General features: G+C 47.3%; 14 protein-coding genes and 1 pseudogene. 3 read left to right on the top strand and 12 right to left on the bottom strand.

Annotation, left to right across the window (positions count from 1 at the left end; all coding sequences use genetic code 11):
- Positions 1 to 56 precede the first annotated feature (56 nt).
- The 7 genes from QUB12_RS33855 to QUB12_RS33825 form a co-directional block, all read right to left on the bottom strand.
- Entirely contained in the window at positions 57 to 257 is a 201-nt protein-coding gene (locus tag QUB12_RS33855; protein ID WP_333310552.1) for a hypothetical protein, read from the bottom strand.
- A 162-nt stretch (positions 258 to 419) separates the two neighbouring features.
- Positions 420 to 1,298, bottom strand: coding sequence for a sulfotransferase (locus tag QUB12_RS33850; protein ID WP_333310550.1), 879 nt, complete (start codon positions 1,296 to 1,298; stop codon positions 420 to 422).
- A gap of 87 nt (positions 1,299 to 1,385) precedes the next feature.
- Positions 1,386 to 1,520, bottom strand: a complete 135-nt coding sequence (locus tag QUB12_RS33845; RefSeq protein WP_333145112.1) for a hypothetical protein — start codon at positions 1,518 to 1,520, stop codon at positions 1,386 to 1,388.
- A 676-nt stretch (positions 1,521 to 2,196) separates the two neighbouring features.
- Positions 2,197 to 3,267 (bottom strand): aromatic ring-hydroxylating dioxygenase subunit alpha, encoded by a 1,071-nt coding sequence (locus tag QUB12_RS33840; RefSeq protein WP_333310548.1) that lies wholly within the window; start codon positions 3,265 to 3,267, stop codon positions 2,197 to 2,199.
- Positions 3,267 to 3,953 (bottom strand): class I SAM-dependent methyltransferase, encoded by a 687-nt coding sequence (locus QUB12_RS33835; RefSeq protein ID WP_333145115.1) that lies wholly within the window; start codon positions 3,951 to 3,953, stop codon positions 3,267 to 3,269. Before QUB12_RS33835 ends, QUB12_RS33840 begins: the two co-directional genes overlap by 1 nt.
- A gap of 299 nt (positions 3,954 to 4,252) precedes the next feature.
- Complete coding sequence (locus QUB12_RS33830; RefSeq protein ID WP_333310554.1) at positions 4,253 to 6,205, bottom strand: FAD-dependent oxidoreductase; 1,953 nt, start codon at positions 6,203 to 6,205, stop codon at positions 4,253 to 4,255.
- 456 nt (positions 6,206 to 6,661) lie between these two features.
- On the bottom strand, positions 6,662 to 6,916 hold the full coding sequence (locus QUB12_RS33825; RefSeq protein WP_333145116.1) for a hypothetical protein: 255 nt from the start codon (positions 6,914 to 6,916) through the stop codon (positions 6,662 to 6,664).
- Positions 6,917 to 7,402: 486 nt separating this feature from the next.
- Between QUB12_RS33825 and QUB12_RS33820 the strand changes: the two genes are divergently transcribed.
- The gene (locus tag QUB12_RS33820) at positions 7,403 to 8,824 is read left to right on the top strand and encodes a CHAT domain-containing protein (protein WP_333310546.1); all 1,422 of its coding nucleotides are present in this window, start codon (positions 7,403 to 7,405) and stop codon (positions 8,822 to 8,824) included.
- A 203-nt stretch (positions 8,825 to 9,027) separates the two neighbouring features.
- Here QUB12_RS33820 and QUB12_RS33815 read toward each other — a convergent pair whose 3' ends face one another.
- Together QUB12_RS33815 and QUB12_RS33810 are read right to left on the bottom strand one after the other, a co-directional pair.
- The gene (locus QUB12_RS33815; RefSeq protein ID WP_333145118.1) at positions 9,028 to 9,270 is read right to left on the bottom strand and encodes a hypothetical protein; all 243 of its coding nucleotides are present in this window, start codon (positions 9,268 to 9,270) and stop codon (positions 9,028 to 9,030) included.
- A gap of 102 nt (positions 9,271 to 9,372) precedes the next feature.
- A complete protein-coding gene (locus tag QUB12_RS33810) occupies positions 9,373 to 9,714 on the bottom strand; it encodes a hypothetical protein (RefSeq protein WP_333145119.1) in 342 nt (113 codons plus the stop codon).
- A 121-nt stretch (positions 9,715 to 9,835) separates the two neighbouring features.
- On the opposite strand from QUB12_RS33810, the gene QUB12_RS33805 reads away from it, so the two are divergent.
- Entirely contained in the window at positions 9,836 to 11,917 is a 2,082-nt protein-coding gene (locus QUB12_RS33805) for a hypothetical protein (protein ID WP_333310544.1), read from the top strand.
- Between the two features lie 67 nt (positions 11,918 to 11,984).
- On the opposite strand, the pseudogene QUB12_RS33800 reads toward QUB12_RS33805, so the two are convergent.
- The 3 genes and pseudogenes from QUB12_RS33800 to QUB12_RS33790 form a co-directional block, all read right to left on the bottom strand.
- Positions 11,985 to 12,691, bottom strand: a pseudogene (locus tag QUB12_RS33800) (IS1 family transposase).
- Positions 12,692 to 12,719: 28 nt separating this feature from the next.
- Positions 12,720 to 13,109 carry a hypothetical protein gene (locus tag QUB12_RS33795; protein ID WP_333310542.1) on the bottom strand — a complete coding sequence of 130 codons (390 nt, stop codon included), beginning with the start codon at positions 13,107 to 13,109 and terminating at the stop codon, positions 12,720 to 12,722.
- A gap of 54 nt (positions 13,110 to 13,163) precedes the next feature.
- Entirely contained in the window at positions 13,164 to 13,373 is a 210-nt protein-coding gene (locus QUB12_RS33790) for a hypothetical protein (protein ID WP_333310540.1), read from the bottom strand.
- A gap of 1,124 nt (positions 13,374 to 14,497) precedes the next feature.
- On the opposite strand from QUB12_RS33790, the gene QUB12_RS33785 reads away from it, so the two are divergent.
- Positions 14,498 to 16,600, top strand: coding sequence for an iron uptake porin (locus QUB12_RS33785; protein ID WP_333145125.1), 2,103 nt, complete (start codon positions 14,498 to 14,500; stop codon positions 16,598 to 16,600).
- Positions 16,601 to 16,737 lie beyond the last annotated feature (137 nt).

Here is a 16,737-nt window from a genome sequence, read left to right as displayed (position 1 = left end):
TTAATAATTAAATGGGGTCGCAAAATCAAAAATAAGGGTAATGATTGTATCACAGTTTAAATGTGCAACAGCTTACCCACAATATTGATATTGCTGTTCACTAGGGTTTTCATTACCCCAGCAATGCGGACATCGTTATTTAGAGTAATCGTGTCATCTCCTGCCAGTTGATTGGCTTGGAGAATTGCCCAACTCAGAGTACCTGCGGTATCGCCAAGACCGTTATCAGTAGTTTGGTTAACGATTAAATTAGACATTGTTTTCTTCCTTTTGTGTCAGTGAAATGAGTTAAACTGTTTTCCCTTGTCGGGGTGGATTTTGCCGAGAGATGGTCTGTTCGACAGAGAGGTTGTCTGCTAAATCCGTCTCTATTAATCAAAAATGGCGTTGGAGTTAGAATCCGAATGAAAAATTTTTATTCAGGTTTTTAACACTCCTTCTCCTGGTGGTTTTTCGGAATTAATTGTTGCTTCTTTTGGCTGAGCAACAATCAGATTTGCCAAACTATTGCTAGGCGTTGTCCAAAAAGACAAACCATTAAACTGGATAAATAAATCCGGTGGTAAAATCGTTTGGCGTTGTTGCAACTCGACTTTGGAACGGACTTTGTGCAGTCCTTTCAGGTTGAGTCGGTTGTCAAATTCGGGTTCGTCATATTGGACATTTTCAAAATCATGCTGGAACGGCTCTTCTTCTAAGAATTGATAAATTAAGCTCAATACTTTCTCAGGATTTTGGGCTAATAAGTCGTAATCGACTAACAATAGCCGCTCACTCTCTCCGCTATAAAAAGCTTCTTTGAGAGCGTTATAAGCAAAGCCTACTAAGCGTCCCCCTTGACTTAATGCCTCGGTACGGGTGTAGACGGTGGCGCGTTCGGTGGGATTATTAAATAACTGGGAAACATCAAAGGAGTTTTTTCTGACTAGCCGTTCGATGCTGTCCATAATCCAGGCGACATTGCGGACGCAACAAATCACCTTTGCGCCGGGAAATAGTTCTTTAATTAAGGACAATTTGCTGCACCAGAGGCGATTAGTGTCGAAGATGACGGCTTTTTCGGCTTGGGGCTGGTAATAGGCCGAAAAAATACCCGAAATCATCGCTCTTTTTTGTTCTGGGCTGATGAAGACAGAATATTCATTGTCTTCACTCATCGCTTCCAGCATTCGGTTCACCAAACTACCGACAGGGGTACTCATGCTGGCGTGAAAGCGGGGATTTTGGCGTAGTAAGGCCGCGAGTAAGGTAGACCCGGAACGAGGCAGTCCGGAAATAAAATGGATTTTGGGAGACATGGGTTTAGTCTTGGTTATAGATCGAGATCATTAGGATTTCCGACTATTCGCGCACCCGACTCTATGTGCCTGTTGGGTCAGTCCTAATCAAGTTAGCGATCGCGCCAGCCCGGTTTTTGAGTTTTCGGCTTTGGCGGCATAGGAGTAAAGGAGGCGATCGCACATTGGCAGTGGGCGGGTATGGGGATTAAATCCGTAAACCAACCGATGAACTCCCGACACGCACCCGCCCTCACCCAAGTAGCAGTCTCTAAACCGTAACGAAATTGGATGCCGTCAGAGTCGTGTAAATAAAAAAGAGTGTTTGTTGTTTCCGCTGCTGGCTTTTAGCATTCGCTTCACAAAAAAAACGAAGTGGAGATGCTCTCCCACCGTAGAAGCAAGGGTTTGGCTCAAGCAAAGCAGCCAGTAAATTTGAGCCTGAATGTAGCAGCCCTGAGCAAATATGGAGTTTTTAACGACTCATCATTAGGATTCTCCTGAGTGTAACTTGCATCTGCCAAAGGGGTGATTTTCCCTGTTAACTATACCCCTCAATATTATCTATTCAGATAGATGTCAGCGGAAAAATTTTTTCTAGCTTAGCAGGGGGATAGACCAGAGTCAACTATTCCCTCCCCTCAGAAGTGTTAAAAATTAATACAAAACTTTACATTTAAAGTCAAGGAACGATCGCATCGTTCCTTGACTTTAAATCCGGTTTACCTGTTCGGGGTTTCGGTGGCGGAAGTAGCGGTTTTAACGAATCGCACTGTTCGTTGCTTAAGTCTCGAAGGGTTGATGAGCGTTAACAGCTTGCGATCGCCTATTTTTTAGGATACAACGAGGCAAGAAAACACGCCCTAGCCTGTGCAGGCTGGTTCATTCGTCCCGCTGCCGGTTTCAATCGGCTATTGAATTATCCATTTTCTGCCTGACTTCTCATCAACTTTTGCACGCTGGCTAAAGCTCGATTTAATTCATAATTTTTTCTTTCTGAATTCTGCAAAAAAGCCTGCTGTTCTTCCTCAATCATTACCACATCCTGCCGCACCAAACCATCTAATAACTTTTGAGCAGCCCCGAAACAACTATCTTTGATAAACCTGCGAAACCAAATCGGCAATTTGTGCAGCCGCCAAAACGCATTTAATGAGGTAAAGTGAATTAAATAAGCGCGAGTTGCTGTCTCGCTAACCGGACAAACCAAGCAGTAAATCTTAAAGTCGCTCCCCAAAGTTGAAACCCAGTGCGGGTAAATATAGCTCACCTCCAGCGGTTCCGGGTGCAGTCGGCGCAAAGACTTAAAAAATAACTGAGAAATTGACCAAATTTTATCTATTTTGTAATAACTTTGTGCCTGATAGCGAGCAGTTACTTGATGCTCGTTTTCTTCTAAAGTATCTAACACCGGATTTGCCCAAGCTTGCCAATCATCGTGCAAGTGTCCGTGGTACATATCCATCAAGTTTTCAATTAAAAATGAATAGTGTGCCTGACAGTCGATGACTGAAACTGTGGCAATATAATTGAGATGTTCCCACTCTGGCAAATCCAGTAAATTAGTTTTTTCTGTTTGGGTTTCGTCGCCGGGAAACAGCCAGATAAAACCGTTTTGTTCCTTGACAGGATAGGAGCGAATTTTGCAGTTAGGTAGCTTTTGATTTTCTGCTAAATAATCGACTTCGGCGCATTCTCCCCTTGCATTTAACCGCCATCCGTGGTAAGCACATTCGATTAAATCGCCTTTAACTTTGCCGTGGCTAAGTTTAACTTGCCGATGCGGACATCTATCTTCTAAAGCGTTGATTTTGCCTGCACTGTCGCGGAAAAGTACGATCGCCCGATTCCAGATTTTCGCAGCTAGCGGCCCAGTTTCCACCTCGCTGCTGCGGGCGATCGCATACCACCGATCGAGATTAATGCCCAACTGGCGGATGTGAGTTTTTTCTCCCCTTGCAGATGCCGATTTTATCGCGTTGTTTTGCATTACAAATGTTCCCAAATTACGCCCATAAAACAACCCAATTTTACAAAATAACAGCCCGGAAAGCAACGACCGTAAATTTTTCTAAATCTCCGTTCTGACAAATACCTATCGCTAGCTAAATGCTTCAACCACCCAGGCGACAATCGAAATTTTAATAATCTTAAAGCATTGCGAAATCCGTAGGTGGAACAGTCGAGTCTAAAATCTCTCGTAGCACCTAATATGTAGCCTATTGTAGCCGGAGTCTCGACTTCCGATATATTATCTATAAAGACGATTTTTCCGCGCGGATTTAACAATTTTTTAATTGCGTCGAGGGCGGCGGGGAGGTTGGGCAGGTGGTGAAAAGTAGCAGCACTAACTATTAAATCAAATTGGCGATCGAGCGCTAATTGACTGGCATCCATTTGGATATATTCGATATTGGGGGCTGAGCGTTTTTGACGGGCTATATCTAGCATTTTTGTTGACAAATCGACGGCGACCACATTCTCGTAATACTGGGCTAATTCAAAAGCAAGAATTCCCGAACCGCAGCCAATATCTAATGCTGCACCTTTGCTGACCGATAGGTTGTTAGTAAAGAAATCGTTCTGGTTTTGCAAGGTGGCGGCGAAATCGTATTCTGTTGCAAAAGCATCAAAAGTTACAGATTTATTGCGAAGTTTGCAGTTACTATTTAGCATTTATTATTGCTTTATACTCATTCAATAATATTTTAACCGCATATCCACCCCGCTTAACGCAGATATTTTTTTTGTTCGCAAGCTCTGCCTTTTCCCCTCAGCGAAACCACCCCCGCAAACCGTAACTCATCTTAAAAAAAGAATCCAACTTTAGGATACCTCCAAACCCTTCTTGAGTCAGTCATTCCTATTCCTTCAAATCTCAAATCTCAAATCTCAACTGGTATGGCTGGGGGCGGGATTCACCGAGGATACCAGCCGATAATTGACGATTTATAAAGCCCGCCCCGCTGCAAACCTTAGATTTTTAACACGCCTTCGGGATTCACCGTCAAGAGCGATCGCCTCTGCAAACCCTCCTGATATAAAATAGCATTAGCTGCCAACAAACCGCTGCTAACCGCCCTTTCCATTAAACCGCACGGAAACGGCATTTTCACCCAATCTCCCGCAAACAACAGATTCGGAACAGCACAGCAAGTTTCTGGTCTTTCCGCATAACTACCGGGCGGATATCCAGAGAAATTCTTTTGATTTACCAATTCCCGGTGCAGCATATTTGCCTCTTTTAATTCCGGTACAATTTCGTACAATTCTTCCTCAAAAGTAGCCAGCAAAACTTCCTGGTTTGGAAATTCCTTCTCCTTGTAACAATAAGCGTGCAGTTCCACTACACTACCGCCAGTTTTCTGATTCCACTCTATGAACTGATCCTGAATTTTGTGGTAAAGCGTAATGCTGTCAGTCAGTTTGTAGCCGGAAAGCGAACTGAAATTGCTGTGTTCCCAGGGAAATTCGCGATCGAACCAAAAACGGCCCACCGCAAACGGATCGGCTATTTTCAAACTCTCGATCCGGCTCTGCACCTGCGGATTCACCTCACCGCTGGTCAAACTAAACAAATGCTGCATCCCCGGAACATCTGCCGCCAAAACATAATAATCAGCCTTCAATGTTTCTCCCAAATTTTGCGGCTGCGATGGGTTAACCGCTGCTGCTAACTGTATTTCATCTGCTTTTTCATCGACTACCTTAAATCGAGGCAAATCCCGCTGAGCAGGCCCGCTCACAACCCGCCCTTCGGCATCAAAAACTGCCCCGTGACAAGGACAGTGAAATTGACCGTCATTTTGTTTCTGAACTGTGCAGCCTTGGTGAGTGCAGCTCAGAGAAATTGCCTCTTTTCCCGACGGTGCGGCGGCAAATACGCTGTCCCCAGCGCCGAAATATTCGGTAGAGTTGCTGTCAGTTAACAGCCTGTTTCGCTTCACCCAAAAAGGTATTTTACTTTGCACGTCTCCTGACTGATAACTCAGAGAATTAATCTTGCCGTTTTCCCAGCGTATTTCACTGACTGCGACATCTGTCAATACTTTGCCGCCTTTGCTTTCAATGGCTCTGGCAATAGGCTGCACCAAACTCGTGCCCATATCTTGCCGCGTACCGTTGAATGCCAAACCCTCTGGATTTCCGAAAAAGTAAAAGTGGAAAAATTGCATTAATTCTCCCGCGCTCAATTCGTCTGGAGCGTTGAGGCTGGACTTGGCAAATGGCAGAAAATACAAGTCATAAAGTCCGCGCGGAAATTCACCTTTTACCCAGTCGGCCACTGATATATTGTCGAGGCGATCGAAACTTTTTTGAGTTTGAAAACCGCCGATTTCTCGGAATACTTGCCAGTGAGCGGGTTTTGTAAGATTGATTCCCCACTTGAGCCGATTGGGAGAAGATATCCCCAAGTCAACTATATTCCAGGGGAAAGCTGAATGGTTGGGACGGAAAACTTCGGGTTTGTATTTGCCGTCTCGAAACACAACGGCGTAGGATTCTAAAGATACAAAGTTATCAGTAATTTCTAGTTCTTCAACCACACTTTTGAGGTTGTAGTATTGCGGAAAAAAACCGTGGAAACCGTGTTCCATCATAAAAGTTTCGTTCCCGACTTGTATCGGCCAACTAGCAATTTTGCCGCCGAGTTGGGGCGATTTTTCCAGCAGCGTCACGGCGAAACCCCGCTGACTGAGCTCGTAAGCACAGGCGAGCCCCGCCAAGCCTGCGCCTACAACTGCAACGGTTTTGCGCTGATTCAGCATTCGCGGCAAGTCAAGAGAATCTTGCACAAAAACGGCGGGCTCTGGCTTGGAAAATCGAGAGTAGCCCAGCAGCCCGCCGGCGGCACCGACTCCGAGGAATTTGAGGGCGGTTCTTCGAGAAACTGGTTGGGATAGCGGTGAATTGGTTGATTGACTCATCAGCGGTACGCGGTAACGGGCTTTAAACACAAATACGCCATAAGGCATATATCATAGACCGAAATCAGGATATGTGAAGAAATACTAAGACACATCCCCCAATCGGATCGCGATCCTCTTCGAGGGCTTCGCTAACGCACCGTGCCAAGTTCGATCGCACACAATGTATAGCGGAAGGAAGCAGGCTTCAGTTATCTAGGAGAGAAACCAGAAAAAAGAAGGAAAAAGCGATCGACCGCATAGCGTAAAATCCTCTAAATAATTAAGTGTTTTTATTTATGTTGATCAACTCTTGGCAACCGCCGCCAATGATTCTAAAAAACTAGGAGATTTTCGGCAAAATCTTAGGCCAAAGGCAGTCTCGACGAATTGTAATAAATAACCGCGTAGATATCCGATGCCAAACAATTAATCAGTCGAGCTTTAAGTAAGTTGGCGCGAAAAAACCTAACTATTTTAAAATAAGTAAATACAGAGAATATATCTACTGAGGTAACTCAATATATCGGCGATCGATGCAGGGTATTCCTCACTTAATACCAAGACAAAACTCGATTCAACCTGAGAAGTGCGGATGTGTCGAAAAAATTCAAAGATGCCTGTAGAGGTAATGCCGGTTAAACTCACATCTTGCACCATTCTTAAGAACGGGCAAGATGCCCGTTCCACAAAAGATGAATTTTTTGTGGAACAGGCATCTTGCCTGTTCATAAAAGGATTATTGAGAAGGGTGCAACCTCTCAGTTAAATGTACTTGGCTGCTAGGTAAAAAACAGGACTTACTACGTGAAGAAACCGGGTTTTTGCGTAAGTCCGGCTTATGCAAAACCCCTGCATAATTTACAAAAATTTATATAAATCGCGAATTTCTGGGTGCGGGGACTCTGTTGGTGCTAATATCCACACCCTAGGGTAGATATTTGGGGTTGGTATTGAATGCTAAAATCGTGCGGCGATCGCCAGCACAGTCAATCGATTTTAGATTTTAGATTTTAGATTTTAGATTTTAGATTTTAGATTTTAGAATTGACCCCACGGATAAATACGTTCGGCAAGTTTCATCGGATACAGGTTTTTTATTTCTGGACGGATGAATCACGTGGCGGGTATCCTGGATGCTTTCGGTCAAAATACCCAGCCACATCCAAACTTTTGCCAACTGCTGCCGCCAACGGCGCCCTTAACCGCCCCAAAATCATGCACTACCAATCCCAGCAGCAACGCCAAAAACACACGACTCAGAAAAAAATTAAAAAAGCTATTTTTTACTGTTTGATAGCAATATTTTTCTGCTGGAGCACCGCGAACCTCGCTACAATTGCCCAAAACACAGCCCAGGGCGGGCTTAACGGGCAAGAAATGAGAAATTTGCTCGATCGGGGCAACCTCACCGAAGCCGTAACCAGAATCGAACAAAACTGGGAAGAAGACTATCAAAAATACTTTGAACAAGACTTTGCAGCCCGTGCGAAAACCGCTGAAGCAATATCAAAAACTCTCTCCCGTCTAGCAGTTCAAACAAAGAAAAAACCAGCTTTAATTTACGCCATCCCGCGCACTGACCAACTAGAATTAATCTTAATATTGCCCGATCGCCCGCCCATTCTCCGCAGCGTCCCGTCAGCCAAACAAGAGAAACTGCTCTCAGTAGTCAAAGAATTCGGCAGCGAAATCACCAACCCAGTAAAACTCAACACCACCAGCTATCTAGCACCAGCCCAACAACTCTACAAATGGATAGTTGCACCCCTAGAAACAGATTTGCAAACAGCAAAAATTGAAACCTTGCTGTTCTGCGTCGGCGCAGGTTTGCGAACCGTACCCCTAGCAGCAATGCACGACGGAAAGCAATTTCTGATCCAAAAATACAGCCTCTCCCGCATCCCCGCCTTCAAACTCACAGACAGCAATTACACCGACCTCAGAAACGTGCAAGTTCTAGCAATGGGAGCATCAGATTTCGCAGAAACGGCGAACAAAGAACCTCTGCCAGCAGTTCCGTTAGAACTAGGTGCGATCGCCCGACAGTGGCCCGGTCAATCCTTTCTCAACCAAGACTTCACCATAGTAAACTTGCAATCCCAGCGACTGCAACAAAAATACGGAATCATCCACCTCGCCACCCACGCCGAATTCCGCCCTGGAACCCCAAATAATTCCTACATTCAATTTTGGGACACCCAACTCGGTCTCGATCAAATGAGAGATTTAAAATGGAACAATCCGCCCCTCGAACTATTAGTATTAAGCGCCTGTAGAACCGCCTTGGGAGACAAAGAAGCAGAACTAGGATTTGCAGGTTTAGCGCTGCAATCGGGAGCAAAATCAGCCCTCGCCAGCCTGTGGTACGTCAGCGATGCGGGGACTCTCGCCTTGATGACAGAGTTTTACCAGCAGTTAAAAATCAGCAGGCCAAACGACCCTCCAATCATTAAAGCTGAAGCAATGCGGCAAGCACAAATCGCTGCGATCGAAGGCAAAGTGACGATCGAAGGCGGTCAACTGCGAAGTGCGCGAGGCGACATTCCCTTGCCCCCCTCCATCCCCAAACTCGACAGCAAAGATTTATCCCATCCTTACTACTGGGCAGCTTTCAGCATTATCGGCAGTCCTTGGTAAGTTATATCAATTCCGGCGGCTACGCCGGAATGATCAGCGAGGACACGGCAGTGCCGTTTCCCTACGCCAGATTTATTGTAGGGACTTAGGCACTCGCCGTATCCTGATTTCGGGTGATATTAATTCCGATGCAACCGGAATTGATATAAGTCCCGACTTAGATGCGCCTGGACTTATCGCCTATGAGGCCCGCCCAATTTCGACTAGGCTTTGCGCGACGATCGGCGAATCAGGACACTTATCACTTGTCCCGGCTGTGCGCCTCGCTGTGGCGGACTCCAATCGCCAACAGCCGCAAATCCCAGCCGATATAAGGTGTGGATGGTTTCTAACACGGCCTTGCGGGAACCTAAAACCGTGATTTGCACGACTTCTTGTTCGGATGCTGCTGAGTCGGAATTTGGACGCTCGGACAAGTTATCGTCAGGCAAGAATTCCTGTGACATAATATGGTCTCCTGGTTTTTGGTTTTTTTCTAGAAAAACCCAAAAACCCAGCCGCCCCGCACGGTAACGCAAGCAGGGCGGCTACAGAGAATGCTACGATTCTCAACTAGCCTCCATACTGGTGTACTCAGTTTGGCGGTTAGCTGTCCATTGCTGCTGGTAACAGCTTTGGGCAGTGCAACTAGATTTTCGGGCGACGCGGGCTGCTTCCTCTGCAAGCAAAGCAACCTTAATTTCACAGCGTAGCCGCTTTGGGGGGCAGCCGTCAATCGATATGAGATTTTTGATGTGAGATGCTACCAGATGTTTGGTAAGTTGATCGCTGACAGGGAGACGATCGCACTGCGCGATAATTGTACGTAATATCCGTAGGGAAACGACGTTGCCTTGTCCGGTGCAAGGCTGTACCGACGATCGCAAGGAAGACTTTACGGGAGCGCGCAAGCAGGGCTCTTGACCGAGACAGATGATAGGCTATACAACATAAAGTAATTTAATATCTGTAGCTGTCGCTCAATAAACCACCAACTTGCGATCGAGCGGGAGCCTTCAAGGGGAAACAACAATGAAAAAATTAGAATTTTTGCTACAGAAAGAGGGCGATCGCGCCTGGTTGCCCCTAGAAACCTCCGACGTGGAAATTCTAGAAGGTAAATACCGCGTGGTTGCTCGCATTCAGCACCCCAACACCGACATCGAAATTCGCGTTACCCATACCTCCTTCGACCAAGGGGCGCAGCGGAAAGTCCAAAGCCGATCGGCCCGCACCAACCCCGAAGGATTAGTCGTGATCATTCCCTACACCAGGCTCAAACCCGGACTGTGGGAACTCTCCTGCTTGCCAGATCCCAAATCAACACCACTAAAACCTTGGCAGTACGGCGTTCAGTTGGAAGTATTGCCCGCAGAATCGGAAACCTCCGAACCCCTACCGCCGATCGACCTCGAACCTGCTGCTTCCACCGCAGCCCCACAAATTGCAGCACCGGTCGATCCCCCAGCCCCACAAATCGCAGCATCGGTCGATCGCCCCGCCCCACAAATCCCAGCAGCCGCTGAGGCACCGCAGCAAACCAAAATCTACCAATTCCCAATTCCCCAAACCCCCGAACCAAAACCGGGCGTCCAACTCGAACTCCTCCTCGATCGAGAAACCTTCGTCACCCAACTCGGTCGCCCCTTAATCATTTCCGGCAAAATCGACATTCCCCAACACCCCCAACAAAGCAGAAAAACAGCAACTCTCATCCCCGAATCCGAAGCGCTAGAACTCAAACAACTCATCGGTTCAGCACAACTGCAAATTTACCTGCGTGACCCCCAAACCTCAAAAATTCTCGCAGAAATCCAGCAGCCGATGCCAGAACAAGTTCCCCCCTGCATCTTTGCCTGCGTCACCTACATCCCAACCGAGTGCAAAAGCCGCCTCATTTTAGGAGAAGCAATTCTCAACAGCGGCGGCGTCACCCTAGCCACCAAACTATTCACAATTACAGCCCGTTTAGAGCACCTTCTACAGGAAATTAAAGGCAATTTCATCGAAGAAAAGCATCAAGCCGAACCCTCCCCAACAGCCTCAAAACAGCCTGGAAGCGCCAAAAATCTATCCTTCCTCAAGCTAGTAGAAAAATCATTAGACCCTCCCTCCCCCGCCGAAGTCCCAAGCAAGGAAGCCCTACCCCCTCTACTGGCTTCGCGTCAAACCCCAAGTGTAGGCGGTCTAGAATTGCCCGCATTCGGTAACAAACTGCCCGACAGCAGCCGATCGCAATTGCTCTCGGAAATCTCCGATTCGCCTCGAACTGCCCCAGACTCGCTCGACCCACAAACCAAACCCTCCGACATCCCAAATCCCACTCAAACAGCCGAAATCGGAGCGATCGACCAAAAACCCGAAAACAGCCCTGAATTAAAAACAACAGCCCCAGAAACCCCGCCAGCACCCACAAAACAGGCATTTCAAACCTTAAACGTCCAAAATAGATTTTGGTCGCGACTGAGTTCCCTAGCCAGCAACGGCGAATCCCCCGACTGGCTGAAAGCAACCACCCTGTCACCAACTCCAACAGCCGCCGCCAATAGCAGCGACGAAATTGCCGTTGTGGAAGAAAGCAGCCCAACCCAGCAGCAACCCGAAACCAGCGAAACAATTTCCGATCCCAAATCTACTAGCCCGGAAGCCAGAGAATTTGTGGTTTTTGACGAGCCCCCGCAGCCGAAACAAGTTGCTCAAAAAACCGCAACTGTCGTCGCAGAAGTAACTCCCCCAACTCCCTACGTTTTGCCAGAAGACGAGTTAGTACCGATGCCCATTTTGGAATTGCCACGCGCCGAAATTATCGCGGGCCAGGCTGTAAAAGTGCAAGTGCAACTCCCGGAATTAATGCCCCGGATTTATGTGAAAGTTTGGGTGTACGATCGGCAAACCTACCTGATTCTCGACGGGCCGCGCTGGATTACCGAATTTAAAGCTAACGGGTTTGGAAATGTTAGAGCAAGTGTCGAGTTAGAGATTCCCTACGGCTGCATGGAAGTCGAATTTGAGGCGATCGCCGTCGAAATGCAAACTCAGCGGGAAAGCCACAAAATAAGCGTTCACCGCCAAGTTTTACCGCCAGCCGGGCCAACTTTACCCCTCGAAGGGTAAGCCCAAATCCGCGTGCATCCCCGTTCATCCGCTAACATCTGCGGTTAAAAAATCCGGCGTTGCTGAATCAAGGTATGAATGCTCCAGGAATGGGAATATCGTGAAATTTCAAGTAATGTATTAATAACTTAATAGAATGCTTGAGCATTTTCTCACATTTAGAATAACAAAGAGTCTTGCGATGTAGTCTGGCTATCCGGATGTCTTAGTCTTGTATTTTCCCCTTCTAAGGAGTGTCATATAAGTCTTACTGATAATGTGAGCCCATCAGGAATAAACATGGGATATACAGACCATCCATCAGTTACAGAAAAGTAGCATTTCTATGCACTTACTTTGTCCCATAATGGTTCAAATGTCTTAGCACACACGATCCCCTAATACCCATCCTAAAATTCCTGGTTGAAAGTGGTCAACCGCTGTCCACAACCAGATTTTGTTTGTTTTTTTTTACATAAGTTTGTAATTCATCGAGTTCACCAACTTCTGGAATTACTTCAGGGTCATAAACATCTGGTAACAGTTTTCCGACTGGTTTTACCCAATTTATTACGCCCGGTATGATGAACTCCCTTAACTCGTTCTATCGCCCGTAAACCCATACCATTGACGTACATTTTTAGGCAATCACGTTTGATGCTCTCGCTATAACCAAGGGTGGGGTTCATACTGATTAATGAATTGACGACAACATTGGACACAAATGTGATTCGGTTTTCCTTTCTTCTTGCCGTTTTTACGGATATGGGTTGATTTACATTCTGGGCATTGCATAAATTATTCCTCCTATTCATACTCTAACTCAGCAACGCCGAAAATACTTTTTGACTCCCGGAATGTTAAAGAAAAATTCCGTGAGATCCGCATCCGAGTAATCGTTACAAGGCTGGTCAATAATAAAGTCGAAGTCTTGAGAATTAGCAAATTTGAGAACATCTCGCCAAACAATTCTATCTGCATCCATCACGAGAAAATTTTGCCAAGGACTTTCCCAAAAGGGAATCATATGACTTTTTCCCCAACCAAAGCTTCTTTTTCTCAGAAGTGGCTCAGAGACGCTATCGTGATTAATGACGCGCACTCCGTAAGCTTTTTCTAGGGGAGTCACGGAAAACGTACCGTCAATCAACAGGCAGATGGGAACATCTCCCAGGAAATATCGGATGCTAGCACAGCAACCCTTTGCAAACAAATAATCTTGGTCGCAGCAAGCAATAATAACCCCAAAATCTTCCGTAAACCGTCACTATTTTACTAACTTGCCTAGCCACAGCGTTTCGGTTTTTTGTTCTGAAAGCAGCTCGATTTTCAACTTTTGCATTTTAGCCAGCAGCTTAGCACTAAACTTCTGCGATCGCCCGTAGACAAAAACATCGCTAAAACCCCTAGGAATATTGGGTATAGTTGGTCTGTCAAACAACTGATCTCGACGGCGCGCTTCCGGGTCAAGCAACACCAACTGCAGCCGCACTCAAACAACAAAAAAGTTGTGTTAAAATAGCGGGAAATTAAACCCGCCGACGGGCAGTCTCAAAAATGGCGATCGCCCTGGCAAGTCCCGACGGCAGCGGGCATCAAAAAACCAAAATGGGTCAAGCCTGAACTTGGGTTTCGATCGGGTCAATCTACCAGCCTTGAGGTCTCAGTTCCCCACTCATGGCGTGAAAATAGCCCCTGCCGGGTCGCGAGGTTTAAAGTTAGGTTAAAAAGCTTGACATTATAGGATATAAAGCTGTATAAGGGATGCGACACGCAGCCACAATCCTACCTATAACTGTCTGTTAAGTCTGGCGTAACCGAGAACTCTGGGCAGTTGTCAGTTAGAGGCAGATTGTGGTCGAACCCCTAGAACCAGTTGTCGCTCGCCCCCAGAGCAACTCAAGCAAGTCGGGCGATCGAGAGCAATTGCTAGGATGATATTTTCCTAGACTTTTAGGTAATACTCATAACAATTGGTGTAGACTGAAGTAGCCTGCATAAAACCATCAGTAATGATGACTTGGACTTTCTCTCACTTCTCTCAAGCTTTCGCTTGAGAGCATCTCTGTAATCCTTGCGGTTCGAGGTTGGTCAAAACCAGTGAAGAATACACCTCCAAAATTTGTGCAAAATACGGTGAGAGCCATAAAAGTTAGGTGGCTCTAAAATTTTTCAAGCCCCCAACTGTGGTTAGAAAACACCCAGTTTGAGTAGCGCTTTAGGGATTTTCCTTAAAGCTTTGTGGGATACCACCATGCTCTGGGACTTGTCTGATGAGTGTGCTATATTCGGATTCTCTCAGGTTGTCGGAGATTGTCTGGATTAAAAGTATCAGATGAAATTAGCAGGTGATGGTATAATCAACCGTAATGTAATGTGGGCTTGACCTGAATTGATGCCTGGGCGGTACAAGGGCCCAGCCCGCTACGTTCAAGCAGAAGTAGACACGCCTACTGTGAATCAACGGTGAATCAACGGTGAATCAACAGTTATGGATAGGTTCTATTTTGGCAGTTATTGTCAACAGGCAAGCAACCACAAAAATTAGCAGTTGGGAATTGCTGCTCGTCGAGTTGAATAGAGTGTGAAGGTGTGAGGAAAATGAACAGAACTTTTTGGAATTTACTGCTAGTATCCCCGGCAATTCTGGGGCTATCATCAGTCATGAGTGCCACTGCGATCGCCGCAGAAGTGACCGCAACCGCTGAAGCCAACCAGGTAGCTACAGCTCAGTCATCTGAGTCAAAAATTGCAGAAATAGTTGGAGAAATAGTTGCAGAACCAGTTGCAGCAGCCCCTGCTGCCCCAGAAAAGCTGGCTTTAAACAGCAGCGTCGAAGCGGCCCAAACCCCGCTCGTCAACGAAGCAGACGCTGAAAAACTCGCCTTAATCGAACCACAAACCAGCGAAGCAGCACTGCAAACAACACTGCAAACAACAGGGAGCGACATCGAGTTAGCAGCCCCAATCGCTCCGGCCAGCGCGGCAGCAGCGACTGAACCCCTAGCAGCAGCAGGCACAGCCGAACCGGCTCCCCAAGCATCAGACTTGGCAGTGCAAAGCAGCCAGACAGAAGTTGCGGGGAAAATTGAAGTGCCAGCAGTAGCCAGCACCCCAGCTACTACCCCAGCTACTACCCCAGCTACTAAGGTAGAAATTGCTCAGACACCAGCCGCCGGAATGGGCGGTCCGATCGTCCCTGTCGCTCCCCAAGCGCTGCCGGCCCAACAGTCGGGAACCATGTCCCAGGTGACATCAGTCTCTCAGCTCTCCGACGTGCGCCCGACAGATTGGGCATTCCAAGCCCTGCAATCCCTAGTCGAACGCTACAGTTGTATCGTAGGTTATCCCGACGGCACCTACCGCGGCAACCGCGCCCTGACTCGCTACGAATTTGCAGCCGGCGTCAACGCTTGCTTAGACAACATAACCAAACTAATTGGGTCAACAGGTAACTTGGTTACCCGAGACGACTTAGCCATCCTGCAACGCCTGCAAGAAGAATTTGCAGCCGAACTCGCTACCCTGCGCGGACGAGTAGACGGCCTAGAAGCTCGCACCGCAGAACTCGAAGCCAACCAGTTCTCCACCACAACCAAATTGGCTGGAGAAGCCATTTTTGCCGTCAGCGACACCTTCGGAGATGGTGTCGGCCTTCACGACGACAAAACCTCTACCAACTTCGGCTACCGGGTGCGGTTGAACTTCAACACCAGCTTCACCGGTCGAGACTTACTCAGAACCCGCTTGCAAGCAGTCAACACCGCCCGCTACGATAGAGCCACGGCTACTGGTACCAACATGGCTCGCTTGGCCTTTGACGGCGATGATGGCAGCCAATTCACACTAGACGAAGTGTACTATCGGTTCCCGATGGGTGCCGCTACAGTCTTTGTCGGTCCTAAAGGACTTGACCTAGATGAAATTGCAGACCAAGCTTCTACCTTTGGTAACTCTACGAGTTCGGGTTCACTTTCCAGATTTGGAGTACGCAACCCGGCAGTATTCCGCGGCCCGCAGGGAGCAGGCGCAAGTGTGACTTTCAACTTGGGCAGCTTCCGAGCTACTGCGGGCTATCTCGCTGGCGACAGCGACGCTCCCAACCCCGCAAACGGCAGGGGCGTTTTCAACGGTTCTTTCAGCGCTCTGGGTCAGATAGGCTTTTTTAGCAGACCGTTTGACTTGGGCTTGACTTACACCCGGAAATACAATCGGGCAGGCGATGTTAACCTCATGGGCGGCGTCGGCAGTGCCTTGGCTAACCAGCCATTCGATCGACCAGCCACTGCTACCGAGCCCAGATTTCAACCACCCACTGCATCAGATAACTTTGGCGTGCAAGTTAACTTCAAACCCAGCAGTCGCTTTCAGATTGGCGGTTGGTACGGTTATACCAAGGCTGAACAACTGCGGGGTGGCAAGAATGACGCTACCATCCAGAATGGTGCTATCACTGTGGCCCTGGGAGATTTTGCCCGACAAGGCAACGTCCTCGGCTTCGTCTTCGGTGTACCGCCAAAAGTTACCGAGAGTGATGTCGCCAGAAACCGCAACACCTCTTATCACTTAGAGGGTTTCTATCGCTTCCAAGTCAATGACTTTATTTCGGTGACACCGGGCGTTTACGTGATTCTGAATCCCGAACACAACAACAGAAACGAGGATATCTGGGTCGGACTCCTCCGTACAACCTTTAGTTTCTAAGGTTTCCAGACATCTAGTTACAGCTAAAAGCGGCAGGCGACTGCCGCTTTTATTTAGGGCTTGCTGAATAATCGATCGCAAACTAAGAACAGGAGTGATCGATATATTCAAGCAGAGTTATATATAAGTTTTTTCGG

Source organism: Microcoleus sp. B7-D4 (assembly GCF_036705125.1).
Classification (GTDB): domain Bacteria; phylum Cyanobacteriota; class Cyanobacteriia; order Cyanobacteriales; family Microcoleaceae; genus Microcoleus.
The sequence above is the reverse complement of the archived record's forward strand: the minus strand, read 5'-3'. Positions and strand labels throughout refer to the sequence as shown.